At 47.2% G+C, this 24,453-nt stretch carries 20 protein-coding genes and 1 pseudogene; 11 read left to right on the top strand and 10 right to left on the bottom strand.

The genetic code is table 11. The annotated features are described in order from the left end of the window. Positions 1 to 6: 6 nt before the first annotated feature. On the bottom strand, positions 7 to 1,041 hold the full coding sequence (gene asnA, locus GJU87_RS08580) for an aspartate--ammonia ligase (protein WP_153639141.1): 1,035 nt from the start codon (positions 1,039 to 1,041) through the stop codon (positions 7 to 9). A gap of 131 nt (positions 1,042 to 1,172) precedes the next feature. Then, the gene (locus GJU87_RS08585; RefSeq protein ID WP_228491915.1) at positions 1,173 to 2,261 is read right to left on the bottom strand and encodes a DUF2891 domain-containing protein; all 1,089 of its coding nucleotides are present in this window, start codon (positions 2,259 to 2,261) and stop codon (positions 1,173 to 1,175) included. Positions 2,262 to 2,554: 293 nt separating this feature from the next. Between GJU87_RS08585 and GJU87_RS21805 the strand changes: the two are divergent. The 4 genes and pseudogenes from GJU87_RS21805 to GJU87_RS08600 all read left to right on the top strand — a co-directional run. Then, positions 2,555 to 2,965: pseudogene (locus GJU87_RS21805) on the top strand (ATP-dependent zinc protease); the annotation flags it as partial. A gap of 78 nt (positions 2,966 to 3,043) precedes the next feature. Continuing rightward, positions 3,044 to 3,937, top strand: coding sequence for a 30S ribosomal protein S6--L-glutamate ligase (gene rimK / locus GJU87_RS21810; protein ID WP_373921488.1), 894 nt, complete (start codon positions 3,044 to 3,046; stop codon positions 3,935 to 3,937). A gap of 293 nt (positions 3,938 to 4,230) precedes the next feature. Beyond that, positions 4,231 to 5,571 carry an acyloxyacyl hydrolase gene (locus GJU87_RS08595; RefSeq protein WP_153639142.1) on the top strand — a complete coding sequence of 447 codons (1,341 nt, stop codon included), beginning with the start codon at positions 4,231 to 4,233 and terminating at the stop codon, positions 5,569 to 5,571. Between the two features lie 779 nt (positions 5,572 to 6,350). Next, the gene (locus tag GJU87_RS08600; RefSeq protein WP_153639143.1) at positions 6,351 to 7,547 is read left to right on the top strand and encodes an MFS transporter; all 1,197 of its coding nucleotides are present in this window, start codon (positions 6,351 to 6,353) and stop codon (positions 7,545 to 7,547) included. 2 nt (positions 7,548 to 7,549) lie between these two features. On the opposite strand, the gene GJU87_RS08605 is transcribed toward GJU87_RS08600, so the two are convergent. Together GJU87_RS08605 and GJU87_RS08610 are read right to left on the bottom strand one after the other, a co-directional pair. Beyond that, positions 7,550 to 8,314, bottom strand: a complete 765-nt coding sequence (locus GJU87_RS08605; RefSeq protein WP_153639144.1) for an MBL fold metallo-hydrolase — start codon at positions 8,312 to 8,314, stop codon at positions 7,550 to 7,552. Positions 8,315 to 8,329: 15 nt separating this feature from the next. Beyond that, positions 8,330 to 9,256 carry a bile acid:sodium symporter family protein gene (locus tag GJU87_RS08610; RefSeq protein WP_153639145.1) on the bottom strand — a complete coding sequence of 309 codons (927 nt, stop codon included), beginning with the start codon at positions 9,254 to 9,256 and terminating at the stop codon, positions 8,330 to 8,332. A 71-nt stretch (positions 9,257 to 9,327) separates the two neighbouring features. Between GJU87_RS08610 and GJU87_RS08615 the strand changes: the two genes are divergently transcribed. The 3 genes from GJU87_RS08615 to GJU87_RS08625 all read left to right on the top strand — a co-directional run bounded on the left by GJU87_RS08615 (position 9,328) and on the right by GJU87_RS08625 (position 12,494). Continuing rightward, positions 9,328 to 10,041, top strand: coding sequence for an SAM-dependent methyltransferase (locus tag GJU87_RS08615; RefSeq protein WP_228491916.1), 714 nt, complete (start codon positions 9,328 to 9,330; stop codon positions 10,039 to 10,041). A gap of 88 nt (positions 10,042 to 10,129) precedes the next feature. Next, positions 10,130 to 11,137, top strand: coding sequence for a bile acid:sodium symporter family protein (locus GJU87_RS08620; RefSeq protein WP_228491917.1), 1,008 nt, complete (start codon positions 10,130 to 10,132; stop codon positions 11,135 to 11,137). Between the two features lie 7 nt (positions 11,138 to 11,144). Continuing rightward, positions 11,145 to 12,494: a 1-acyl-sn-glycerol-3-phosphate acyltransferase gene (locus GJU87_RS08625; protein ID WP_153639146.1), complete on the top strand. Its 1,350-nt coding sequence runs from the start codon at positions 11,145 to 11,147 to the stop codon at positions 12,492 to 12,494. Positions 12,495 to 12,496: 2 nt separating this feature from the next. Here GJU87_RS08625 and GJU87_RS08630 read toward each other — a convergent pair whose 3' ends face one another. The 3 genes from GJU87_RS08630 to GJU87_RS08640 form a co-directional block, all read right to left on the bottom strand. Further along, positions 12,497 to 13,591: an NUDIX domain-containing protein gene (locus GJU87_RS08630; protein ID WP_153639147.1), complete on the bottom strand. Its 1,095-nt coding sequence runs from the start codon at positions 13,589 to 13,591 to the stop codon at positions 12,497 to 12,499. Positions 13,592 to 13,643: 52 nt separating this feature from the next. Then, on the bottom strand, positions 13,644 to 14,192 hold the full coding sequence (locus tag GJU87_RS08635; protein ID WP_194831478.1) for an FKBP-type peptidyl-prolyl cis-trans isomerase: 549 nt from the start codon (positions 14,190 to 14,192) through the stop codon (positions 13,644 to 13,646). Between the two features lie 127 nt (positions 14,193 to 14,319). After that, positions 14,320 to 15,366 carry a bifunctional oligoribonuclease/PAP phosphatase NrnA gene (locus GJU87_RS08640; protein WP_153639149.1) on the bottom strand — a complete coding sequence of 349 codons (1,047 nt, stop codon included), beginning with the start codon at positions 15,364 to 15,366 and terminating at the stop codon, positions 14,320 to 14,322. 318 nt (positions 15,367 to 15,684) lie between these two features. Between GJU87_RS08640 and ndk the strand changes: the two genes are divergently transcribed. The 4 genes from ndk to recQ all read left to right on the top strand — a co-directional run bounded on the left by ndk (position 15,685) and on the right by recQ (position 21,162). After that, a complete protein-coding gene (ndk, locus tag GJU87_RS08645; RefSeq protein ID WP_153639150.1) occupies positions 15,685 to 16,152 on the top strand; it encodes a nucleoside-diphosphate kinase in 468 nt (155 codons plus the stop codon). 164 nt (positions 16,153 to 16,316) lie between these two features. Beyond that, the gene (locus GJU87_RS08650) at positions 16,317 to 17,654 is read left to right on the top strand and encodes a sugar porter family MFS transporter (RefSeq protein ID WP_153639151.1); all 1,338 of its coding nucleotides are present in this window, start codon (positions 16,317 to 16,319) and stop codon (positions 17,652 to 17,654) included. 248 nt (positions 17,655 to 17,902) lie between these two features. Then, entirely contained in the window at positions 17,903 to 18,970 is a 1,068-nt protein-coding gene (locus GJU87_RS08655) for a zinc-binding dehydrogenase (RefSeq protein WP_228491918.1), read from the top strand. An 80-nt stretch (positions 18,971 to 19,050) separates the two neighbouring features. After that, positions 19,051 to 21,162 (top strand): DNA helicase RecQ, encoded by a 2,112-nt coding sequence (recQ, locus tag GJU87_RS08660; protein ID WP_153639152.1) that lies wholly within the window; start codon positions 19,051 to 19,053, stop codon positions 21,160 to 21,162. On the opposite strand, the gene GJU87_RS08665 is transcribed toward recQ, so the two are convergent. The 3 genes from GJU87_RS08665 to GJU87_RS08675 form a co-directional block, all read right to left on the bottom strand. Then, positions 21,159 to 22,205, bottom strand: a complete 1,047-nt coding sequence (locus GJU87_RS08665; RefSeq protein WP_153639153.1) for a glycosyl hydrolase — start codon at positions 22,203 to 22,205, stop codon at positions 21,159 to 21,161. The genes recQ and GJU87_RS08665 overlap by 4 nt on opposite strands. 122 nt (positions 22,206 to 22,327) lie before the next feature. Beyond that, the gene (locus GJU87_RS08670; RefSeq protein ID WP_153639154.1) at positions 22,328 to 23,269 is read right to left on the bottom strand and encodes an App1 family protein; all 942 of its coding nucleotides are present in this window, start codon (positions 23,267 to 23,269) and stop codon (positions 22,328 to 22,330) included. After that, on the bottom strand, positions 23,241 to 24,155 hold the full coding sequence (locus GJU87_RS08675; protein WP_153639155.1) for a diacylglycerol kinase family protein: 915 nt from the start codon (positions 24,153 to 24,155) through the stop codon (positions 23,241 to 23,243). The genes GJU87_RS08670 and GJU87_RS08675 overlap by 29 nt, the downstream gene beginning before the upstream one ends. Positions 24,156 to 24,453: the final 298 nt, after the last annotated feature.

A 24,453-nucleotide genomic window follows, 5' to 3' on the forward strand; every position in this document is an offset into this window, starting at 1 on the left:
TATTCCTTAAACCAATACAATATTATGCTCAGCACACTGCTGCACCATATCTTCCGGCCACAAACTGGCCTGCACCTCACCGATATGCGCTTTCCGGAGGAAATACATGCACAACCGCGACTGCCCGATTCCGCCGCCAATGGAAAGTGGCAATCCACCCTTCAGCAGTTTTTGATGAAATAATAGTTGCTTGCGGTCTTCCGTGCCTGTCAGCTTTAGCTGTTTTTCAAGTGCTTTCTTATCGACCCGAATTCCCATCGACGACAATTCGAAGGAACGGTTGAGTATACTGTTCCAAACAATGATGTCACCATTTAGTCCTTTATATCCGTCTTCATTGGACGTGGACCAGTCATCATAATCCGGTGCTCTTCCATCGTGAACTTCACCATTCGCCATGGTTCCGCCAATCCCGATAATGAAAACCGCTCCGTAGGATTTGGCGGCTTCGTCTTCCCTCTCTTTGGGAGTCAAATCTGGGTAACGCTCCGCCAGTTCTTCTGCATGAATAAACGTAATCTCTTCGGGTAGCGACGGCTTCAGTTTGGGATAATTTTCATAAACCATAAACTCCGTCCGCAGCAACACAGCATAAATCTGCCGAACCACTTTTTTCAGAAAATTCAGCGACCGCTGTTCCGAGGTAATCACTTTCTCCCAATCCCACTGATCGACATACAGTGAATGCATATTCGAGAGTTCTTCATCTGCCCGGATGGCATTCATGTCGGTATAAATTCCATAACCTACCGGGATGCCGTATTTCGCCAGCATCATGCGCTTCCATTTGGCGAGTGATTGGACAACCTCCGCCTCTTTATCGTCGAATTCCTTTACCGGAAACGAAACAGGTCGTTCAACGCCGTTTAGATCATCATTTACGCCGGTTCCCTTCAAAACAAAAAGCGGCGCCGTCACCCTCCGTAGTCTCAGTTCTGCAGACAGGTTCTCCTGGAAAAAATCTTTCACAAACTTGATAGCCTTCTCCGTGTTCTTCAAATCGAGAAGTGGCTTGTAGTTTTCAGGAAAATATAGATTCATGCCTTTGGATTTATTAGTTTAACATCGGCAAATGTAACAGATTTGAATATTCAGCCGTCTCAAAATATGAGTTTCAAAAACATGTTGTGACATTTGCTTATTATCAGAAAACTTTTCCGACAAACACTAAATCAATCCATCTTCCCCATCGAATCGTACATGTAAACGGCGAAGGTAGCCAGCCAGTGCGAACCAACATAGTTTTCCGACAACACATGTGGCAAGGCATCGGCGGCGTGTTGATGGGCCATTTGAATCAACTGACGAGCCATCACACTCTCCGGCGGAAATTCCTTCGCTATGTCGAACATGCACCAGGCACGGCTCAGATTCAAACCATCGAGATGTACTCCTTTGGGATCGGCCCGATCGCTGACGACTGCCGGATGCTGCAACGATTCGGGGATTTGTGGCAGGAAAGTCCAGAACCACTTTTGAAAAGCTTCCCGATCGAGAACGCGCAGCATCAAATCGGCTTCGATAAGTGATGGCGAGAGGAAATCATCACCTCCCGGTTCCCAGGCCGCTGGTATATTTTTATCGTTCTCATAATAAAACAGCGCTCTTTCTTTCAGTAAGTTTTCGAATATCGAATCCCGGGTTACTTTGGCATAATCGAGCGCCAGCAACAATCCCAGTGCCGTGTTTTCATGAACACCTCTCCGAATGGGATAGTACAATCCCGGCAGGTAAAAATGGTAACGTTGAACGATCTCCTGCGCCAATGGCGCCAGTATATTCGCCCACTCTTTTCCGTTTGGATTGTCCCAGGTCAACAATTCGGCCTGAAGCTTGAGCAGCCATCCCCATCCGTAGGGCCGTTCGAAACTTTCACGCCCCGGTGCCTGAAAATAGGCAACCTCGGTTTGTATATTCTCTTTCGTAAAATGCCGGTTCAACACATCGATGATCTGCTTTCGCTGTGGTAAGTCGGGATACATTTTCAACAAACGAACAAGTAACCAATGACCGTGCACAGCTGAGTGCCAGTCGAAACAACCATAAAAAGCAGGATGCAACCGGTTAGGCGTTTGCGCATCCTGGGGCCCGTTCATGGTATGACTGATTTTATTCGGATAAATCTTATCGACATTCTTCAGGACCAGATCGGCAAACTGCGCTGCCTTTTCTTTTGTGAGTTCCGGCACCACCGGTGTTTGAGCTTTTGACATATTCATAAAACTGGAAAGAAACAGAAGAAGCAAAAATAATTTTCTCATTATCTGAAGGTTTATATCGGTTAAATCAAATGAATTGTCCGGATGATGAACTTCTCGCCTGGTTTCCCGTAAAGGGAAAAAACGAAAAAGCGCGAAAAAAATTAAGCATTTTTATGGTAAGGGTAACGTAAAACACGCATGAAATCCAAAAAAAAGATTTATTTGCACCTGCAAATCAGTCGTTGGGAAACGACTATAAAAAACCAATTATCAATATGATGACGAGCGATATTCAGGCAAAAAATCTGAATTTACAGACTATATATGAATTGAATATCGAATGAAGATTTAACATGATAAACGAAAACAAGATTATTGTTGGAAGCGAAGAGTGGTGTTCTCTTCCTGATTTAAACATTCCGGCCATTAAAGCCCGGGTTGATTCCGGTGCTAAAACCTCTTCCATTCATGCCATCAACATTCAGCCTTTCAAGAAAGAGGGTATACCGTGGGTGAATTTCGACATTCCTCCTATTCAGAATGACGGAAAGACCTCCGTTCATTGTGAGGCAGAAATCGTCGACCGCCGTACGGTGAAGAGTTCCAGCGGCATCAGCGAGCGCAGATATGTGATTAAAACATCTGTAGCGTTGGGTGAGGCATCGTGGGAGATTGAACTGACGCTGGCCAACCGCGACTCAATGGGTTACCGCATGTTGCTCGGACGTGAGGCAATGAGCGGCCGTATGCTGGTCGACCCCGAAGCCCGCTTTTTGTTTGGTCAGAAATCAACGGCACACCTGAACGAGTTATACCAGCCAAATCAGCCGGCTCGACAAGGTTTGAAGATCGGGCTTTTGGCTTCTGATCCCAACCTCTACAGCAATCAGCGCATCATGGAAGCCGGCGAAGCGCGTGGCCACGAGATGCATTTCCTGAACATTCGGCACTGTTATATGAAGCTCGATGCCACCAATCCGGAAATTCACTACAGGGGAGGACGGATTTTGAATGATTTGGATGCGGTTATTCCACGCATCCGGCCCAGCCAGACTTTCTACGGATGTGCGTTGACCCGCCAGTTCGAGGCGCTTAAGATATTTACGCTCAATTCGGCGGCAGCCATCAGTCAGTCGCGCGACAAGCTTTTCTCGCTGCAGTTGTTGCTGCAAAATGGTCTGGAAATTCCGACGACCGGTTTTGCCAACTCGCCGCTCGATACCTCTGATTTGATTAAGATGGTAGGTGGTTCGCCCTTGATTGTGAAGTTGCTGGAAGGTACGCAGGGGAAAGGCGTTGTGCTGACCGAAACCAAAAAGGCAGCCGAGAGTGTCATCAATGCCTTCAAGAGCTTGCATGCCAACATTCTCGTTCAGGAGTTTGTCAAGGAAGCCAACGGAAAAGATATCCGCTGTTTTGTCATCGATGGCAAAGTGGTGGCGTCTATCCAGCGGGAAGCTGCTCCCGGCGAATTCCGGGCCAACCTGCACCAGGGCGGAACGGCTTCGGTGGTGAAAGTGACGCCTGAAGAAAAACGCATCGCCATCAAGGCGGCCAAAACCATGAACCTGAAAGTGGCGGGTGTAGACATCATCCGTTCGGCAAAGGGACCGCTCTTGCTGGAGATCAATTCGTCGCCCGGACTGGAAGGCATCGAGTCGGCGACTAACAAGGACATCGCTGGGAAAATGATTGCCGCCATTGAAAAACATGTGGGCTGGAAAGCCGAAAGGTAACCGGTCCGGTTTGAACAGAAATAAGAAGAGATGCTATGCCGAAGAGGTATGGCATTCTTTTTTTCTTACCAATCCAACATCCCCCGGACATATCGGATGCAAATACCTGCCTTGATCGTGTTCTTCAAGAAATAATTGTGATCTTTTAACAAATTTGCGCTCATATTATTCCTCGGTCAAAGAATGATAGCTTATTTTTGCGTTTTACATATTATATCTTTAAAATGACTAAATGGACTGATTGGACGCATTAAGATCACAAAGCCGTCGACAATCAACGGTAAACAGAAGACATGAGACGGTGTGTAACGCGTAAAATATACTGGTGGAAGACAATCGCTCTTTTTAGCATCACACTCTTCTTGTCTGACAGGGCATCGGCCGAAGGATGGAGCCGCAATTCGCACCCGGTTTGCAAAGCCGATACCACCGATACAACTGCTCACCTTCGCAGCGTTCCCCAAAAACCACATAGTCTTATTCATCAAATTGGCATTGAAGTTGACCCGAATTATATTTTCCTCACCAACTCGTTTCTGAATGGCGAAAATGTGAAGGGCACCCGCTACCAAAAATCATTCTCGGCCCATCTGAAATATTCATTCCAGTTCGATTCCCATTCGGCTTACAGCCGGATTTTCGGAAAACCCTACCAGGGAGCCGGATTGTCATGGTATACTTTTGGCGATAAGAAATATTTGGGAAACCCCATGGCACTATACCTGTTTCAGGGTGCGCAGATAAGTCAGTTCACCCCGAAGCTCTCACTTAACTACGAATGGAATTTCGGGTTATCATTCGGGTGGCAACCTTACAACAAGGAAAGCAATCCGTACAACACCATGATTGGCTCAAAACTCAATGCCTACATCAACGCAGGTGTGTACCTGAACTGGATACTTTCTCCAAAATTCGATCTGACCAGCGGGGTCTCGTTTACTCATTTTTCCAACGGAAACACACAGTATCCCAACGCCGGACTGAATACCATCGGGTTGAAAATGGGACTGGTTTATCGTGTAAACAGGGAGCATTCTCTTTCACTTCCTGAACCATATCAACCCCTTATTCCCACATTCCCCCGCCATGTTAGTTATGATATGGTTTTGTTTGGGGCCTGGCGCTGGAAAGGAGTAGCAGCGGCTGATATGGAGGTTCTCGTACCGCGTAAATACACGGTACTGGGCTTCAGTTTTGCCCCCATGTACAATTTCGGATACAAACTCAGGGCCGGGTTATCGGTCGACGGTGTGTACGATGGCAGTGCCAATGTGTATGCCAAAGATGTCGCTAACAATTTCTCGTCTGGTGCCACACTGTTTCGTCCCGAGCCACCGCCCCCACGGTTCGTATTCATCACTCCCTCCTTCAGCCGGCAATGGTCGGTGGGAATTTCCGGACGGGTGGAATATGTAATGCCCTACTTCTCCATCAACCTGGGCACAGGCGTGAACGTACTGAACAATGTGGGGGACCTCAAATCGGTTTACCAGGTGCTGGCACTCAAAATTGCTGTTACCCGCAGCTCATTTATTCACATTGGATACAACCTGAAAGATTTCCATGAGCCCAACTACCTGATGCTGGGCATTGGTTTTCGTTTTCATAACAAATATCCCCGCTTACACCGCTGATTTCATATCTCCGAAAACTAAGGAGCCAACTCAGGAACAAATTTGGTACTCCCCGAAACTGAGGCAGCTCATTGCAGCGTGATGAGCACCTCCCGGGAACTGAGGCAACTCATTGCAGTGTGATGAACACCTCCCCGGAACTGAGGCGTAAAATATGCAAGCTGATTTCATACCTCCGGAAACTGAGGAGCCAACTCACGAACAAATTTGGTACTCCCCGAAACTGAGGCAGCTCATTGCAGCGTGATGAGCACCTCCCCGGAACTGAGGCAACTCATTGCAGTGTGATGAACACCTCCCCGGAACTGAGGCGTAAAATATGCAAGCTGATTTCATACCTCCGGAAACTGAGGAGCCAACTCAGGAACAAATTTGGTACTCCCCGAAACTGAGGCAGCTCATTGCAGCGTGAATGAATTGCTTCCCGCCAGCCAAGTATTACATCCAACCCAAATGAATGGCCTGTGGTCAGCCAGATGCCCCTTTTAATTTAAATGAGCGACCTGCCGACAGCCAGATGCCCCTTTTAATTTAAATGAGCGACCTGGCGACAGCCAGATACTCCACTCAATTCAAATGAACAACCTGGCGGCAGCCAGATGCTCCATTTAATTCAAATGAACAGCCTGTAGCCAGCCAGGTACGTTCTCCAGACTAAAAGAACTGCCTGGCCAGAGCCAGGCGATATGTATGAACGAAAATAGTCAACATAGCCCCCCGGGAATGATCATACTAATTTAATTGGCCATACCGGAAGCTTCGTTATTTTTGCACGCGTCATGGGGAGCTCGTACAGCCAAAATATTTTCCGGCTTTACATCATCAAGTGCGCCAAATGGTTCATGCTGGTGATGCCCATTGTCGTCCCCTTCTACCAAAGCAACGGCCTCAGCATGCACGACGTGTTTTTCCTGCGGGCCATTTATTCGGTTGCCATCGTTCTGCTCGAAATACCTTCCGGTTACTTTGCCGATGTGTGGGGACGAAAAACCACGCTGGTAGCCGGTACAGTCATGGGTGCCATTGGCTTTGGCATTTACAGCTTCTCGTACCGTTTTGGCGAATTTTTAGTGGCCGAAATGGTTCTGGGCGTTGGACAAAGTCTTATCTCCGGTTCCGATTCAGCTTTGTTGTATGACTCATTGAAAGCCGAAAAACGGGAATCGGAATACCTGAAACTGGAAGGACGTGTAACCTCCATCGGGAACTTTGCCGAAGCCATTGCCGGCGTGTTGGGCGGATTGCTGGCTACACTCAGTTTGCGTTACCCTTATTATGCCCAAACGTTGGTAGCTTTTGCAGGCGTTCCGGCGGCCATTTCGCTAAGAGAACCTCCGCGCGACGACCGTCACGCGAAACCCGGTTGGAAAGATATTTTCCAGGTGGTCAATCATTCGCTGATCGAAAACAAACCGCTGCGGACAGCCATCCTCTACTCTTCGGTTATTGGCACCGCTACCCTCACCATGGCCTGGTTCGTGCAGCCTTTCTTTAAGGAAATAGCACTGCCGCTCTCGATGTTTGGTGTGCTTTGGACGGTTCTGAACCTGTTGGCCGGACTGGTTTCGATGATTGCTTACAAGTTTGAGAATGCGCTAGGGCGGAAAAATACGGTATTTCTCATCCTCATATTTATTACCGGTTCGTATATCGCCATCAGTCAGAACATGACGGCCTGGGGTATCGCTATTCTGGTGGTCTTCTACTTTGTGAGGGGAATTGCCACGCCCATCCTAAAGAACTACATCATTCAGTACACCACATCGGCCAACCGGGCCACCGTGCTGTCTGTACGCAGCTTTATCATTCGAATCATTTTTGCAGGAGTCGGACCATTCCTGGGTTGGTACACCGACCAGTTCTCACTGGGTTCCGCACTGGCCATTGCCGGCATGGTCTTCTTCACCGCCGGATTTGTCGTTCTGCTACCGTTCCTGCAAAACCGTATCCGCATAAAGCGAACAAATAACCGGTAACCTCAATCAAATTCCAGTATCTCGCCGTCGAATCCCAGCTCCACACCATCGGGCAACTCTTCTGATACATCTTTGTGTAATCCCATTTGGTGACTGATGTGCGTGATGTATGCTTTGCGCGGACGAATTTTCCCAACGATCTCGATGGCTTCACTCAGGCTCAGGTGCGAAATGTGCGATTCTTTCCGCAAGGCGTCAATCACTACCACCTCTACTCCCTTCAGCTTCTCCAACTCCTCGTCAGCAATCGTGCTAAAATCGGTGAGGTAGGCAAATTTCCCCACCCGAAAACCATAAACCGGCAACCGGTGGTGCATCACCCGAATGGGAATGATGTCGAGCGAACCAACGGTCAAAACTGAACCATCGATGGGCACCAGGTTCATCTGAGGCGTGCCGGGATATTTTTCTTCCGAGAAAACGTAGTCGAAGATGGAGCGCAGGTTCTTATCAACGCGCGCTTCGCAGTAAATATCAATGGGTGCCTTCCGAACCCAGTTAAAACTACGGATATCATCGAGACCGAAGATGTGGTCAGCGTGCTCGTGTGTTAGCAAGATAGCATCGATATTCTGCACTTTCTCCCGCAACATCTGCTGACGAAAATCGGGGCCGGCATCCACCACTATGCAGGTGCCGTTGTCTTCAATCATTATCGAACTTCGTAAGCGCTTATCGCGCGAATCGGTTGAACGGCAAACTTCGCAATTGCAGGCGATTACCGGCACTCCCTGCGAAGTTCCTGTTCCCAGTAATGTTATTTTCATGTTGAATTTTACGTTTTACGCTCCTCCCGACTTTTCGCGGTAGCGGAATGACAGGTACATCAGGTAAGGCACCATCATCATCCCCATAACGGCCGGAGGAATTCCGCCCCTCGGCGGCAGCAAGGTGAGGCTGACAGCAATGGCAAATCCGTTATTTTTGAGCGAAGCCAGCAACATTCCACTGATTTGCTTCGGTCCGTTAAAACTCTTTGCCCAGCGTTTCAAAGCCCAATCTGCCGCAAGGCTGATTCCAAAAGTAGCAAAAAAAGTGACGGCAGCCACGGGTAAAAGCAACATTGGATCGGTTAAGAAAACATCCTGGTTGGAGCCAATGACCGTATAAATGACCAGGGCAAATCCGAGGTTGACAACCTTCCCGCGAAGGTAAAACACCGGCTTTTGAATGGGTTTCGCCAGCAGGAAGCGGGAAGCCACCATGGGAATAACGAGCAGGATGACCAAAATACGACCAATAATTTCGGGGGAAACAGAAACGCCCGGAGCGAAAACCATCAGCATCACCGGAATCAGGATGAACGACGCCAGGTAGCTGCCCAGTACACCGAACACGGCAAATGCCACATCGCCGCGAAGAATAAACGCAAACGGAATAACGCCTGTTCCGGCCGGTGCAGCTGCAATGATCACAAATCCCCAGAAGAGTTCCTTGTCGGGCGTAAATAACCAGGCCAGCAAAATAATGAGCGTTCCCAACACCAAATAACTGGCTGAGATACCAAACAGCATGGGACGAATGAGATTGCGCAGCGGGAAAAATTCCTTGAGGGTTATCCCCGTAAGGGAAAAAGCCAGCACAATGGCCAGAAGCGGTAAAACCAACGGTCGTAATGTTTCCGCACCCGCCGGAGCGAGTAAACCGACAATAACTGCGAGAGAAAATTGGGTATTGCGGAGAAACAAAAAGCGGAGAACGTATTTCATAAATTCGGTTACCGACTTCAATCCATACAAACAAGCCGGCGAAAATATTGTTTTTCGCTACCTTTGCGCCCATGAAGAAAATGGCTAATCTGTACCTTATACCAACTACGCTTGGCGATACTGAGCCAGGCCATGTTGTCCCCGCCACATTGGTGGACACTGTGCGTTCACTTCGCTTTTTTATCGTAGAGAACGTGCGTACTGCCCGCCGCTACCTGAAGAAGCTGGACCGCGATATCGACATCGACGCGCTGGAGTTCATGGAGCTGAACAAACACACCGATCGGAAACAGCTTGAACGCTTTCTGCATCCCGTTTTAAACGGAAACGATACCGGCATTATTTCGGAAGCCGGCTGTCCCGGTGTAGCCGATCCGGGCGCCGACGTGGTGAAACTGGCGCACGAAAAAGATATCCGGATAGTTCCGATGGTTGGACCTTCTTCTATTTTGCTTTCGCTGATGGCGTCCGGAATGAACGGACAGAACTTTGCCTTTGTGGGCTACCTTCCCATCCCGAAAGGAGAACGGCAGCGGGCTATCAAAGATTTGGAGCGCCGTTCGGCCACCGAACACCAAACGCAGATTTTCATTGAAGCGCCTTACCGGAACATGAAATTGCTGGAAGATATCCTGCAGGCTTGTCACGACCAAACACGGCTTTGCATTGCCGCCGACATCACACTGGAAAGTGAATACATCAAAACGCAGACGGTGGCACAATGGAGAAAAGGATTGCCTGAACTGCATAAACGACCGGCGATTTTTCTGCTCCATAAAGACTGATTTCAAATACGATAGTTGTACCTGCTTAACAACAGCCGTTTGATTTTGGCCACAAATCAATATATTTGGGCACTGAAAGTCTAAGCCAATGTTTGAAGATTCTCTGGAAGTTCTGGATCATGTGCGATTGCATTTTAGTCCGGCCGGCATTCTGGCACTAAATATCGCACTCGCCTTTATCATGTTTGGTATAGCGCTGGATATTCATATTTCCGATTTCCGCAAAATTATTACCCGACCGAAGTCGACTTTAACAGGAATCGTCTCTCAGTTCTTGCTGTTGCCGGCACTGACCTATTTGCTGGTTCTCTTTTTGCATCCTACCCCAACCGTGGCCCTGGGAATGATTCTCGTAGCATCCTGCCCCGGTGGAAACATTTCCAATTTCATCTCTTCGCTGGCAAAGGGAAATACGACGCTGTCTATCGGTTTATCAGCTATTGCGACCCTTTCAGCTACTTTTATGACGCCATTGAACTTTGCCTTCTGGGGAAGCCTTTATACGCACTTTTACAACCGCCACGATGCCGAGGCGCTACTGCGTCCGTTGCACATCGACTCCGGGCAAATGTTCCAAACCGTTTTCATTCTATTGGGTATTCCACTGGTACTGGGACTCATTTTCGCCCGCCGTTTCCCGCGTTTAACGGTTAAAATACGCGGTCCTATCCGGAAGCTGAGTGTTGGTATTTTCATCGCTTTTGTGGTGATTGCGCTGGCCAAGAATTTCGAATTCTTCATTCAGTTCATTCATCTCATTTTCATCATCGTATTAATTCACAATGCTCTGGCTTTGGTGACAGGATACAGCGCCAGCAGCCTGATGAAACTGCCGCAGACCGACCGGCGAACCATTGCCATCGAAACAGGGATTCAAAATTCCGGACTGGGACTGGCACTCATCTTCAATCCCAAAATATTTCCACCCGACATGGAACTTGGCGGAATGGCCATCATTGCTGCGTGGTGGGGCATCTGGCACATTGTCTCCGGTTTGAGCCTGTCGTGGTTCTGGTCGCGAAAGCCGGTGACCGACGAAGCAGAGACAGAACAGTTGGTAAATGTTCACCATCACAGCCACGCGGAAGGAAAATAGGTAAATTATGGGTAAGATTTATCGCTATTCCATCGGTTATGATATGGTCAGAGGATTTGTCAAAACGGCCCATCGTCTCTTCTACCGGAAGGTTATCGTAACCGGAAAAGAAAATATCCCTAAAGACAAACCCATCATTTTTGCTCCAAACCACCAGAACGCATTAATGGACCCACTGGCGTTGGTTTGCACGCTTCCCTCGCAGATTATTTATCTGGCAAGGGCGGATATATTTAAAAGCGCCACAAACCGTCCCTTTCTTCGTTTTCTGAAGATTATCCCGGTTTACCGGATTCGTGACGGAGTAGAGAACCTCGGAAAAAATGAAAAAACATTCCGGCAAACCATCGAGATTCTCCGGCACAACACGCCTCTTTGCCTTTTTCCGGAAGCACGGCACACCGATAAGCGGACTTTGCTTCCCCTCAAAAAAGCGGTTCCCCGTATCGCTTTTCAGGCAGAAGAAAGTGGTGGATTAGGAAAAGATTTGGTCATCATCCCGGTAGGTATATACTACAGCAATTACCAGGAGCCTCAATCCATTCTTCAAATCAACTACGGAAAACCGTTACAGATAAATGAGTTTCTGTCTTCCTACCGGGAAAATCCGCAACGGGCGCAACTGGAATTTCGGGACGCTCTCCGGGCTAAATTGTCGCCGTTGATGATTGACATCCGGGACACCGAACATTACGAACTGTATGAAACGATTCGTCGTTTGTACCGGACAACTATGCTCAAAGAAGAAAATCTTTTGCCTGATGTATGGGAAAATCTTTTTCGGGCGGACCAACTGACCATTCAGAAACTGGAAACCGCTGCCAAAGAAGACAATTCTTTTCTTCAGTTGCTTACGGATAAAGTACAGAAATACGAAAGGTTACAGCACAAGCAAAAAATAAAAGAAGATGCACTGAATAAAAACTTGCTCACGCCGGCTCAGGCAATTTTCACTGCTGTTGGCTTTCTGCTGACATCTCCGGTCATTGCTTTTGGTTGGTTGCACCATGCACTTCCCCATTATCTTCTAAAAAATCACGTAAACAACAAAATTGAAGATTCGCAGATGCGCAGTTCTTTCTACTTCGTGTTGGGAATGCTGGCATTTTCGGCCATGTATGTGGTTGGATTATTGACTTTGGGACGACTGTTTCCCGGATGGTGGAAAGTGCTTTATCTTATCGCGATGCCGCTGAGCGGTGTTTTTGCTTACCGGCTCATTCGTAGATGGAAGATTTTTCGAAACCGGCTTCGTTTACGATTTGGACTACCGAAAGAGAAACAAAAGTTGCTGTTGGATAGCCGACAAGAGATTATCTCCTTTTGTCAAAAGGCATTTCCCGCACAAAGCCAATAAAATCAAGCCAATGCGCTGTTCTGATCGCGCAACTGTTCCATCATCTTAAACTCGAATTCGAAGTTAGGTGTAAATACATCTTTGCCCAGATTCTTCTCGATCTGTGAACGGCTCCAGAATTTTCCTTCGGTAACTTCGTCCGAGTGTAATCGGATTTTTTTGTAATCGTAAGAAGTATAACTGTACACCAACTCGGCTTCCACGTCGGTCTCCCATTTGTAACTGGCCATCGGGCGTGCCTGAAAGTCAGTCAAACCAATTTCCTCGTAAGCTTCACGCTTCAAAGCCGTTTCAACCGATTCGCCAAACGAGATGTGTCCGCCAACGGCTGTATCCCATTTACCGGGCTGTACCAGCTTGTCTTCCGGCCGCTTTTGCAAATAGATATGTCCTTTGGGATTGAAAACATGAAGATGCACTACCGGATGCAAAATCTTCTGACCATTATGACAAGCTGATCGGGGCGCTTTCCCAATGACTTTCCCTTCCTCATCGACTACCGGCAACCACTCTTCGTCGTCAGCAACCACCGGCATTTTTCTCTGCTGCCGCTTATTGCGAAACCATTCAATCACAAAATAGACCGCGAAAATAATGTAAAACAATCCGCCGCTAATGAACGCCCAGGCTGCTTCGCTCATGTAAAAGGCTGAGAAAATAATCAGACCGGTGTGTGCCAGGAAAATCCAAAACATATTCCGGAGATTCCGCTGAAACTGCGCCTGTTGTTGTTCGTTGAAAGAGACATCCTTCATGTAACGGCCGGCCATCATCTGTACGATGTTCAGTTTCCCAAAGGCCGAAACACCCAAAACGGCACAAAGAATCAATTCAATCAAAGCCGGCTTCAACTTGAAAAAGATGTCGTTATCGAGCAGAATGGATATCAGCGAAAGCACGACCAGCAAAGCGGTGTCAATCAGTACAAACTTTTCGAGCCTGCGCTCCTTGATTCCGGTTACGATTAGCTCGATCAGTCCAACGCCTACCGCCACCGCAATACCGATTTTCGTTCCCCAGATTTCATCCGCAAGAATAAAAACAAAAAGCGGAATGAAACCCGGCAGCAATTTTTTGATGAGATCCGTGCGCGTCACGTCGTCAGTTTATGGATTGAAAAAAACCGCGGTGAAGTTCCGCGGTCAGTATTTAAAATTGTCGTTCGATTATCACCGGATTGGAGGTACTCTTTATCACTTTGTAGACCGTGACATGAAACACGAGTGTCGAATACGCGGGGACACCTGACTGCGGCGTTCCTCCGTACCCCAACGTAGATGGAATAATCCATACGGCTTTTTCGCCTTCTTTCATTTGCAGAATAGCCTCTTCCCAGCCTGTAATTACCGATCCGGCACCTACCGTAAAAGTAAATGGTTCGTAATCACCTGAAGAGTCAAAAACATACCCGTCCTGAACTCCGGTAGAATCGGTACTCTCGATCAAATTTCCGGTATAGAATACTTTCACCTGGTCACCAACGGCGATGGAATCCGCCCCGGCAGGAGCATCCTGCTCTTTGATGACATAAAGTCCCGAGGGAGTAGGCTGTGCATCCGGATAATACTTGGCTACGTACTTATCCCGCAATTCCAATTCCAGTTCCCTGGCTTTCTGACGGCTTGTCTTGCTACAGGAAACAAACCCTACACCCAATACAACAGCCAGCAATAAAAACTTTAAACCCCTACGTTTCATATATTTCATTCGTTAACTATTCAAACTTCCGCTTAACGGTCTTTCCAATTTCCTTTCCGACCGATTTAAAAATTCAGCGCTAATTTATTAAAATTCGGTGCATCTAGCCCATTTCCTTTCCCCGATTTCAATTTCCCAGTTTCCTGTGCTCATCTTTCAATTTAGCAGAAAATTCAGGTAACAACTCTTCGAACTTCTGAACGGTCTCGGCCAGCGATAACTTCGATTCTCCTCCTGAGGCGTTCATATGACCTCCACCGTTAAAGTGCAGGTTGGAGAATTCGTTGGTGGGAAAACCTCCTTTCGAACGAAACGATATTTTTACCATGTCCTCCTTTTCGGTGAACAACGCGGTGAAAATAACGCCTTTAATCGACAGCGGATAATTGACAAATCCTTCCGTATCCCCGGGCACAAAATTGTAACGCTCCAGCTCTTCCATGCTCAACGAAATGTACGCTGCATGGTATTCCGGGAATACTTTCATTTTCTGGTCCAGACTGTATCCCAAAAGTCTCATCCGGTCGGCCGAGAAATTGTTGTATATCAAATCGTGAATCCGGTCCTTATCCACTCCTTTTTCCAGCAAGCGGCTCACCACTTCGTACATATCCGGTGACGAAGCGTTATAACTGAAAGAGCCGGTATCGGTAGACAAACCAGTAAACAACGCTTCCGCTGCATCTTTGTCGAGGTATTCGCATAAATCGAGACTTTCGACAAAGCGGTAAACCAACTCGGCGGTCGAACTGGCTTCGGTATGCGAAAACATCAACTCCGTCACATCAGCAGGATCGGGATGATGGTCAATCAACACAATCGGGCTGGTCACTTTCTCAATGAGTGGTCCCAGTTTTCCGGCCCGGTCGGGAGCATTGAAATCGAGCAGGAACACCAAATCAGCTTTTTCAAGAATTTGCTGACTGACATCCGGTTCATGCTCATATACCTTCACTTCATTTGTACCGCTCACCCACTTCAAAAAGGCAGGATAATCAGTCGGCGAAATGACCGTCGGAGCATAACCCGCGTTCTTTAAAACGCGCCACAATCCCAAACAGGAACCAACAGCATCACCGTCCGGATTTACATGTGGAATAATCACGATGTCCCGGACATTTTCACTCAACACTTTCTTAACTTTCGCTATTGTTTCAGGGGATAATCTCTTCAAAATTGACCTCTTTTTAAACGTAAGACGCAAAGATAGGAATATTGGTTGTTTCGTACCTGCACATTTTGAAATATTTCAGTGGACGTTCTCCGGATTGACCTTTAAAAATTCGGATAAAATCATTTCTTCAACTTATCGATACTATGTTTAACAGCAACTCATTATTGACGGTCAGTTTCCGCAATTTCCTAATTTTGATTGAAGAGAAATCGGAGTGATTTTCTCGCAAAAATATCGCTTGTCATCCGTTCTAAATAAATGTGTCCGGTGAACTCATCGGTGATACGGATGTTTCTATTCGCAACTAAATTTATCAACATGGCTGGAAATACTACGCTAACAATGATTAAGCCGGGGGCCGTTCGCCGGAATTTAATTGGTCCTATCCTCGGAATGATTACTGAACACGGTTTCAAGGTGGAAGCGCTTAAACTAACGAAATTATCGGCCCGGCAGGCTGCCAAATTTTACGAAGTTCACCGGGGAAAGCCTTTTTACGACGGACTGGTTACCTACATGTCATCTGGTCCGATTGTGGCTGCCATTCTCAGAAAAGATAACGCTGTAACCGAATTCCGGGAGCTCATCGGCAACACCGACCCGGAAAAAGCAGACGAAGGTACCATCCGGAAATTATTTGCCGAGTCGCTTTCGCACAATGCAGTTCATGGCTCCGATAGTGACGATAATGCGATGAAAGAAGCTGCCTTTTTCTTTTCGGAAACCGAAAGATTCTGTCCCGAAGAATGGCATTGTGACGAAGACGTTCAAGAGTACCCGCAATAAAATAATTGTTCTTACGCGTTTACTAAAACCTGTTTTCACTGGAAGCAGGTTTTTATTTTGAATAAATATTCATCTTACTGAAAATCATATCTCCCAAAGTGTTCTGCCCATTGTTCCGAAAATCATTATATTGAAAGCGCTTAATCAATAGACTTACCCAAATCATGAGAAATCACTTGTACTTCGTCACCTTTGTGGCGGCCCTGGGCGGACTAATGTTCGGATTCGAAACTGCCGTCATTAACGGAACCATCTTTTACGTGCAGCAGTTCTTTGGTTTTTCCGAAGCCATGAAAGGTGTGGTCGTCAGTACGGCACTGGTTGGCTGTATCATTGGCGCGCTGTTCATCGGAAAACCGGGCGATATTTTCGGCCGGCGCCAAATGATGAAACTGATGGCTGTGATGTTCCTGCTATCGATGATTGGAGCCGGCCTGGCGACCAATCTCACCGTCTTCATTACGGCCCGCTTAATCGGGGGAATTGCCGTTGGAGGTGCATCGGTACTGACTCCCATGTACATTTCGGAAATTGCGCCACCCAAATTGCGCGGTCGTTTGGTGGCCACCAACCAGCTGGCTATCGTATCCGGAATTTTGTTGGCGTTCTTCTCCAATTACATCATCGATAGCATAGGTGCTGCCAATTGGCGCTGGATGTTCCTGGCCGGAACCATTCCGTCAGGCGTTTACTTCCTGCTGTTGTTCTTCATCGAAAGAAGTCCCCGCTGGCTGGTCAAAATGGAACGTGTTGAAGAAGCACTTCACGTTATTCGGAGGGTTAATCCGCACGAAAATCCAGAAACCCTGATGCATCAAATCAAGGATTCGCTGAACCAGGAGGTCATGAAGAAATACTCGTTCATGTTTAAACCTCCGTACCTGAAGTTGGTCCTCATTGGAATTGCCGTTGGGATGTTTAACCAAATGGCCGGAATCAATGTCATCATGTATTACTCGACCGATATTTTCCGGGTGGCTGGTTTCTCCGGTGAGTCCGCGATGTTCCAGTCGGTACTGATTGGCGTCACGAACCTGGCATTTACCATCATCGCGATGATATTCATCGATCGTTTCGGACGTAAGTTTTTGCTTTATGTCGGAGCAACAGGTATGTCGGTATTCCTCGGATTATTTGCCTGGTCGTATATCACCGGTAACTATGCGGGATACCAATTGCTGGCTTACCTCGTTGGATACATTGCCTTCTTTGCCTTCTCGCAGGGAGCTGTTATCTGGGTTATCCTATCGGAGATGTTTCCGAACAATGTCCGCTCAAGAGGTGCGGCTATCGGCTCTTTCTCACACTGGTTCTTCAACTTTGTGATTGCACTGCTTTTCCCGGTTATATCGGCCAAAATTGGCGTCGGATGGGTGTTCGCCTTCTTCTTCGCCGCTACGTTGCTGAGCCTCCTGTTCTATCACTTCGCGTTAGTCGAAACCAAAGGCAAATCGCTGGAAGAACTGGAAATGGAAACGATTGGCAAGCGGGTTTCTTCATGATTTCCTATAACAGATAATATTTCAAGACGCAATTTTCAAGGCCGGATGCTTTGATATTGCGTCTTTTTTCATACCTTATCCTAATCATAACGATTAAGATTGACAGGTACCAAATACATCAAGACGCCTTTTTCGAGAAATATATTTTTTGCTGATATCCGGCAAATGGAGTTTTCAACTCTTCTTCCGGTACAGGTAAAAATATCTTTTTTAAGAGAGGCAATAATGAAAACCGAAATATTATCGCCATGAATAAATACATGAAGACCTTTGCATTGACCGGTAAAGAAAAGATGGAAATACAGGAACGGCCAATGCCGGAGATTGCCAATGATACAGACGTTTTGATACGAATGATACGCGTGGGAGTTTGCGGTTCCGATATGCACTATTACAAAGAAGGCGGTATCGGAAGTCAGGTTATCTCCTATCCGTTTACCCCCGGTCACGAGGGCGCTGGCATTGTTGCTGCCGTTGGCAAAGGTGTGAAGCATGTTGCTGTTGGCGATCGGGTTGCTATCGACCCGGCGATGCCATGCGGGCATTGCGATCAATGTGAAGCCGGACGACCGCATACCTGCCGCAATCTTAAATTTTTGGGCAATCCCGGTCAGGCTGAAGGTTGCCTGTCTGAATATATCGTCATTCCTGAAGGCTCGTGTTTTCCCATCAACAACCGCCTGGGATTCGATGAAGCCGTTATTTCTGAGCCGCTGGCTATCGGTTACTACGCAACCAAGTTAGCTGGTGATTTAAGAGGAAAATCCATTGGAATTCTGGGCTTTGGACCTATCGGGATGAGTGTATTGCTACCAGCTCAGGTTCAGGAACCAGCAAAAGTATATGTGACCGACAAACTGGAACACCGACTGAAAATTGCCCATGAAACCGGTGCCAACTGGACGGGCAATCCGGATGAAACGAATATCGTGAGCGAAATCATCCGACTGGAACCGTTACAGCTGGACTACGTCGTTGAATGTTGTGGAAAACAAGAAGCCGTTGACCAGGCGATTCAGCTTTTAAAGCCCGGAGGAACATTGCTGATTGTTGGAATCCCGGAATTTAGTCACTGGTCCTTTCCGGTCGATGAACTTCGCCGTAAGGAAATTACTATTCAGAATGTTCGCCGCCAGAATGGCTTTACCCGCCCGGCGCTCGACCTGATTGCCGATAGTACCATGGACGTTACCCCCATGGTTACCCATCATTTTCCGTTTGAAGAAACCGACAAAGCTTACGCCACCGTTGCCAATTATGAAGACGGGGTAATGAAGGCGATGATTGACTTCTCTGCCGGACGTTACGACGATTAACAAAACTCACTTTCGAGAAAAACAGGCGAAGGCATTTCCAGACAGATCAGGAATTGTATCTTTGGGAATTTTTCACATCCATGATATACGAAACCCTCAGGAAATACTTTGGCTACGAAACCTTCAGGCCTTTACAGGAAGAGATTATTCAGTCGTTGATCGATGGTCGCGATTGCCTTGCCATTATGCCCACTGGCGGTGGAAAATCGCTCTGCTTCCAGCTGCCGGCACTGGTCAAAAAAGGAACAGCCATTGTAGTCTCACCACTCATCTCCCTGATGAAGGACCAGGTAGACGCTTTGCGCGCCAATGGTATTGGAGCAGCTTACCTGAACTCAACGATTTCGGCCACTGAATCGGTTCAAATTTTCAAGGATGTGATTTCCGGGAAAATCAAGTTACTGTATGTTTCGCCGGAAAAACTGCTTTCGCAGGATTTTTACCGCCAAATCAAAACCATCGACATCAACCTCTTTGCTGTCGACGAAGCGCATTGTATTTCGCAGTGGGGACACGATTTTCGCCCGGAATATACGCAGCTGAGCTTTCTTTCGCGCGAATTCAAAGCGCCCATCATTGCCTTAACTGCCACCGCTGATCGCATCACTCGAAGCGACATTGTGCAGCAACTGGGCCTGCGAAACCCGGAAACATTCATTAGTTCGTTCGACCGCGAAAATCTGAGCATTTCCGTTCTTCCCGGAAGGGAGAAATTTGCCAACATCAAACGGTTCATTTCACAACGAAAGAACCAGGCCGGCATTATCTATTGTCTGAGCCGGAAACAAACGGAGCAGCTGGCGAACAAACTCAATGGTGAGGGGTTGAATGCGGTGAGTTATCACGCCGGCATGACCGACATAGCGCGCCAAACAGCCCAGGATGATTTTATCAACGACCGGGTACAAATTGTATGTGCTACAGTCGCTTTTGGCATGGGCATCGACAAACCGAATGTTCGCTGGGTGATTCATTACAATCTCCCGAAAAACCTCGAAAGCTATTACCAGGAAATCGGACGCGCGGGGCGCGACGGACTTCCGGCAGATACGCTGTTGTTTTACTCCTACCGGGATGTGCTTACGCTGAAGCAGTTCATCGAAGAGAGCAAGCAAAAGGATTTGTTGACGCAGAAACTGGAACGCATGCAACAGTTCGCCGATGCGCGAACCTGCCGGCGAAGAGTTCTGCTCAATTATTTCAACGAAGCGTATGATAAGGACTGTGGCAATTGCGATGTGTGTCAGAATCCGCCTGCTGTTTTCGACGGTACGGTCATTGCACAGAAAGCACTTTCTGCCATTGCCAGGGTAAAAGAGCAAGTCTCCTCCGGCTTGTTAATTGATATTCTTCGGGGGTCAGCCCGAAAAGAACTGATTGAAAACGGCTGGGCTGAAATCAAAACGTATGGCGCCGGCCGCGATATTTCCTACCGGGATTGGCAGGAATACCTGCTTCAAATGCTCAACATGGGCTTGTTCGAAGTAGCTTATAACGACAGTAACAAATTGAAATTAACGCTGCTTAGCCGCGATGTTCTTTTCGACGGAAAGAAAATCAACCTCGTTTCCCCCGAAGAAGCGGAAAACCGCTGGCAACAGCAACAGGGAAAACAACAGGTTCAAACGAAAGTGGAAGAGCTGAACAATGCATTGTTTGAACACTTGCGAACCGTCCGGAAAGAGTTGGCTGCCGAACGAAATGTTCCGCCCTACATCATCTTCTCCGATGTTACGCTGAAACAAATGGCAACATCCAAACCGACTACTGAATTTGCTATGCGGCAGATTTCGGGTGTTGGTGAATTCAAGTACGAGCAGTTTGGAGTCATCTTCATTCGCGCCATCATGGATTTCAACCAGTTTGGCAAAACCAATGAAAAGCAGTCGACCAACCGTTATCAAAAAACGTATGACTTCCTGCAAAAGGGATATACGCCGGAAGAAATAGCCGAACGATTAAACCTGAATATTGTAACGGTTTGCTCCCATCTGGCCTATTTGTACGAGAGCGATTACGATATTTCGTTGCATGAGTTTCTCGACAGGAAGGAGTTGCAGCAGATTGAAGAAGCCTTGCTCACGCCTGGCTTGAAACATGAATTGAAACCGGTTTATGAGCAATTAAACGGTGAGATTCCTTACCATAAGATCCGGCTGGGATTGAGTATCGTTAAAAAAGAGCAAGGCTAGTTTGGTGCAGAATGTTCCCGGACAAATTCTTTCCATTCGGTCAGCGTAAGCGTGTTGGGAGCATCGTACACCGCATCGATGTCGGCCGCTTTATTCTTTTCGGCCAGGTAACCACTCCAGCACATAAACCAGCAGTACTTCGGCTGATTAGCCAATGTATCTGGTGGCGGCAACTTCCCCACTTCGCCTAAACCAATAGGCTTTCCGTTTGCCAGCTTCAGTAAATTGTCGTAATCGGAGCGTTGAAAGTTTTCGCTGTACACATCGGTTGCCAATACATCTACCACATCGTCGCCGGGATAAAAATCGGTATACGGCTTCACGTTGTTTCTGATTTCGGTTCCGTTGAAAACCCAAATCAGGTTATTCAGATGATGTACATTGACGAAGCGGTCGAACAACATCCGATAAAGCTTTTTGTATCTCTCGGGATTGCCACACCACCAAAACCAGTCACCATTCGGTTCGTGATACGGGCGCCATAAAACCGGGACACCAGCGTCGCGAAGTTCGGCCAGATAACCCGCAATAACATCAACCTGATGGCACCAGCGCTTGTGCAACCTGGTTCCGGGCGTTAAGAGTTTATTCCACTGTGCATCGGTCATTTTGGCCATCACATTATCATCAAAAGTTCCGGGCTCGTCATCAATCGGACGGATGGCATGCCACATCAGGGTAATCACGAAACCTTCGTGATATTTACGAATGGCTTCTTCCATGTTTCGCTGCCGGAAATTAATGCCATCGAGTGAATTGGGAAGACTTTGGCCAAATTCCTGTCCCCACACGGCCGGATAATAACCGGTCAGCATTTTGGCTTCCTCTGTTCGTCCGGAAATAAACACCGGGTGATTGTGTTGTCCCGTCAACGTATATTTTCCACTAACATCGTATAACAGCTGCAGCAACTGTTTTGCCTCAGGCGAAGCATCGGGATTTACTGTAAATGGACCGGGCGTCCACTCAAGTGAAAACTCCTCTTCTCTTTCGCAACCGGAAATGAAGCTCATCAATACAAGGAAAAGGAATAATTTTCGCATACCCGAGAAAGTTTGGCACGCATCGCTGGCAAGGAGAGTGCCGGTTTAGTTTCCGTTTAGGTGGCCATTTATCAATGACCAGTGAAAGATAGGAAATTAATACAATTCATCGAAGTGCGGGGTTACTGCAACAGGTTTTCGGGAAAGCTTCCGGCATAATGTAAGCCAATTCCCCGCGCTTTCAACTCTTTACTTACCCGATCGACAATCCGTTGGTTTCGTTCACTTTCCACCGCCCGGCGAATGATAATCTCGTCGATTTGCTTTGGGTAATCGGTAGCGGCCTGCATATAAATGCTTAAATCGTTTTGCGTGTTATCTCCTACGAGTATGAATTTTTTTGCCGGAAAAAGCTGAATGATCTCCTCCAGAATTTCCAGCTTATGCAAATCTTTTCGTGGCAGTTTTCTACCCGTCAACACATGACGCATTTTCCGGAAATGTTTCAGAAAAACGGGACCGGGTGGCAAGTTATTCTGCCGCAGAAAACGGTAAATCAACGGATACAGATTCTGTTCGCTATTCGATAGGTAAAACAGTGCTGCCCCATTTTCGTGCAAACGGTTGATCAATCGAACCACGTTATCCACGGTTTTCCGCTTTTCGACCCTGGTCAGCATTAAGGTCTTAAATTTCAAAAGCTTTTTTGAAATAAAGGAGTGAATCAACGTATCGTCAATGTCTGAAATCACCAGGGTATGTGTATCGAGATGACGAACCTGCCGGGTGAATAAATTCTCCGGAATATATACTTCGGTATTTCCCAGAATGTGGACCTCCTTCAGGCATGTTGGTGTTTTCCTGAATTTCCGTTTACCAAAGAAAAGTCCATTCCGGTCTGTTTTCATTTCAATTGTGGCCGAGTCGAATACTAACTGCACTTTGCATCCCTGACAGCGGTTAGCCAGATACAATGCAGCAATTCGGCGAAAGGTTTCCATCCGGGAATAGTCCGTAAACGAAAACTTCCGGTAATAACTATAGATAAGCTGACCGAACACAAGGGTTGTGCTACCGTTTGAAATGGCATGAAAACTAAGCAATACCGGTTTCTTCTTCCTCATCTTCACCTCCTGGTACAATTATCCTGACAGCTGACTCTATCGTCGATATAGTTAAGTGGTCTACTTTCCCGATGTACTCTCCGTCAATCTGAAAATCAACTTCCCGATCGATTTCAATTTCCGCCTCTTTGCAGCTGATTACATCAGAATACATCTCTTCGTCGAGAAACAGCTCAAACTTGGTTAGTCCGAGATTGATCAGCTCCTCGAGCTGTATTTCCTGAAAATTACATATTTCGAAGCGCCCATCAGACATCGAGCCATTCAGCGACAAATAAACACCGGTTCCAAACCTCCGGGCATTGGCAAACGCCAGCATATAGCCCTCTTTCCGGAAGGTTTCCCCGGGCGTTTTGATAGTATACTGCATCTGCTCGCTCTCCTGAAAAGCCCGGAAAAGATGCCTGGCATATCCGACCATCCGGCGGTCGCCCGACTGAGCATAGTTTTTCACGATGAGCGCATTAACGCCAATATCCCCCAGGTGAATTCCCAGATATTTTTCATTAAAGCGAAGGAGATCAACCGGTCGTGAAACCTGCCCCTTTACGGCCAGTTCCAACGCTTCAGGAAGAATTTCAGGAATCGTCAACTCGGTCGCCAATCCGTTAGCCGACCCCAACGGCAAAATACCTATCGGAATGTCAGTGTTTATCAGGTTTCTGGCGACCAGCAAAACCGTCCCATCACCACCACAGGCAACAACTCTGTCAGGACGGTACCAGTCTATTTCGGCTTGCAACGTTTCATCATCATTCTCGCCGGTTGTGTACCGAAACTTGAAGTCAAATTTCTCCTTCACCGAAAGCCAGTGAATGCGGAGGATTGTTTCATCCTTATCAATTCCTCCGGAAACAGGATTCATGACAAACAGAATTTTTTCCATTCAGCCAGGTTCAATGATTTCTAACAGCAGATTATAAATGGAAAATAACGATTGTTTACCGGAAGAACAAATATTTTCCTCCCGGCACAGACAGACGTCAGCCCGACTTTATCATTTGTGTCCATACCTAACAAAAATCCATTAATATACCTACAAGACAATGGAGTACTCCTTAAGGAAACAAAGAGGTACCATATCGGGAGGGATACATCCGGGGAAGGTATACATAAAACGTGTCCAAACTTCCAGGCAACTCGCTGCCAGTTTTTTTGGGAGGAAAAATGTTCTCTAAATGAAA

It is taken from the genome of Prolixibacter sp. NT017 (genome assembly GCF_009617875.1).
Classification (GTDB): domain Bacteria; phylum Bacteroidota; class Bacteroidia; order Bacteroidales; family Prolixibacteraceae; genus Prolixibacter.

Excerpts from the sequence above, each read along its gene's own strand:
- asnA (WP_153639141.1), bottom strand. The coding sequence starts at position 1,041 with ATGAATCTATATTTTCCTGAAAACTACAAGCCACTTCTCGATTTGAAG.
- GJU87_RS08585 (WP_228491915.1), bottom strand. The coding sequence starts at position 2,261 with ATGAGAAAATTATTTTTGCTTCTTCTGTTTCTTTCCAGTTTTATGAAT.
- GJU87_RS08595 (WP_153639142.1), top strand. The coding sequence starts at position 4,231 with ATGAGACGGTGTGTAACGCGTAAAATATACTGGTGGAAGACAATCGCT.
- GJU87_RS08600 (WP_153639143.1), top strand. The coding sequence starts at position 6,351 with ATGGGGAGCTCGTACAGCCAAAATATTTTCCGGCTTTACATCATCAAG.
- GJU87_RS08605 (WP_153639144.1), bottom strand. The coding sequence starts at position 8,314 with ATGAAAATAACATTACTGGGAACAGGAACTTCGCAGGGAGTGCCGGTA.
- GJU87_RS08610 (WP_153639145.1), bottom strand. The coding sequence starts at position 9,256 with ATGAAATACGTTCTCCGCTTTTTGTTTCTCCGCAATACCCAATTTTCT.
- GJU87_RS08615 (WP_228491916.1), top strand. The coding sequence starts at position 9,328 with ATGAAGAAAATGGCTAATCTGTACCTTATACCAACTACGCTTGGCGAT.
- GJU87_RS08620 (WP_228491917.1), top strand. The coding sequence starts at position 10,130 with ATGTTTGAAGATTCTCTGGAAGTTCTGGATCATGTGCGATTGCATTTT.
- GJU87_RS08625 (WP_153639146.1), top strand. The coding sequence starts at position 11,145 with ATGGGTAAGATTTATCGCTATTCCATCGGTTATGATATGGTCAGAGGA.
- GJU87_RS08635 (WP_194831478.1), bottom strand. The coding sequence starts at position 14,192 with ATGAAACGTAGGGGTTTAAAGTTTTTATTGCTGGCTGTTGTATTGGGT.
- ndk (WP_153639150.1), top strand. The coding sequence starts at position 15,685 with ATGGCTGGAAATACTACGCTAACAATGATTAAGCCGGGGGCCGTTCGC.
- GJU87_RS08650 (WP_153639151.1), top strand. The coding sequence starts at position 16,317 with ATGAGAAATCACTTGTACTTCGTCACCTTTGTGGCGGCCCTGGGCGGA.
- GJU87_RS08655 (WP_228491918.1), top strand. The coding sequence starts at position 17,903 with ATGAATAAATACATGAAGACCTTTGCATTGACCGGTAAAGAAAAGATG.
- recQ (WP_153639152.1), top strand. The coding sequence starts at position 19,051 with ATGATATACGAAACCCTCAGGAAATACTTTGGCTACGAAACCTTCAGG.
- GJU87_RS08665 (WP_153639153.1), bottom strand. The coding sequence starts at position 22,205 with ATGCGAAAATTATTCCTTTTCCTTGTATTGATGAGCTTCATTTCCGGT.
- GJU87_RS08670 (WP_153639154.1), bottom strand. The coding sequence starts at position 23,269 with ATGAGGAAGAAGAAACCGGTATTGCTTAGTTTTCATGCCATTTCAAAC.
- GJU87_RS08675 (WP_153639155.1), bottom strand. The coding sequence starts at position 24,155 with ATGGAAAAAATTCTGTTTGTCATGAATCCTGTTTCCGGAGGAATTGAT.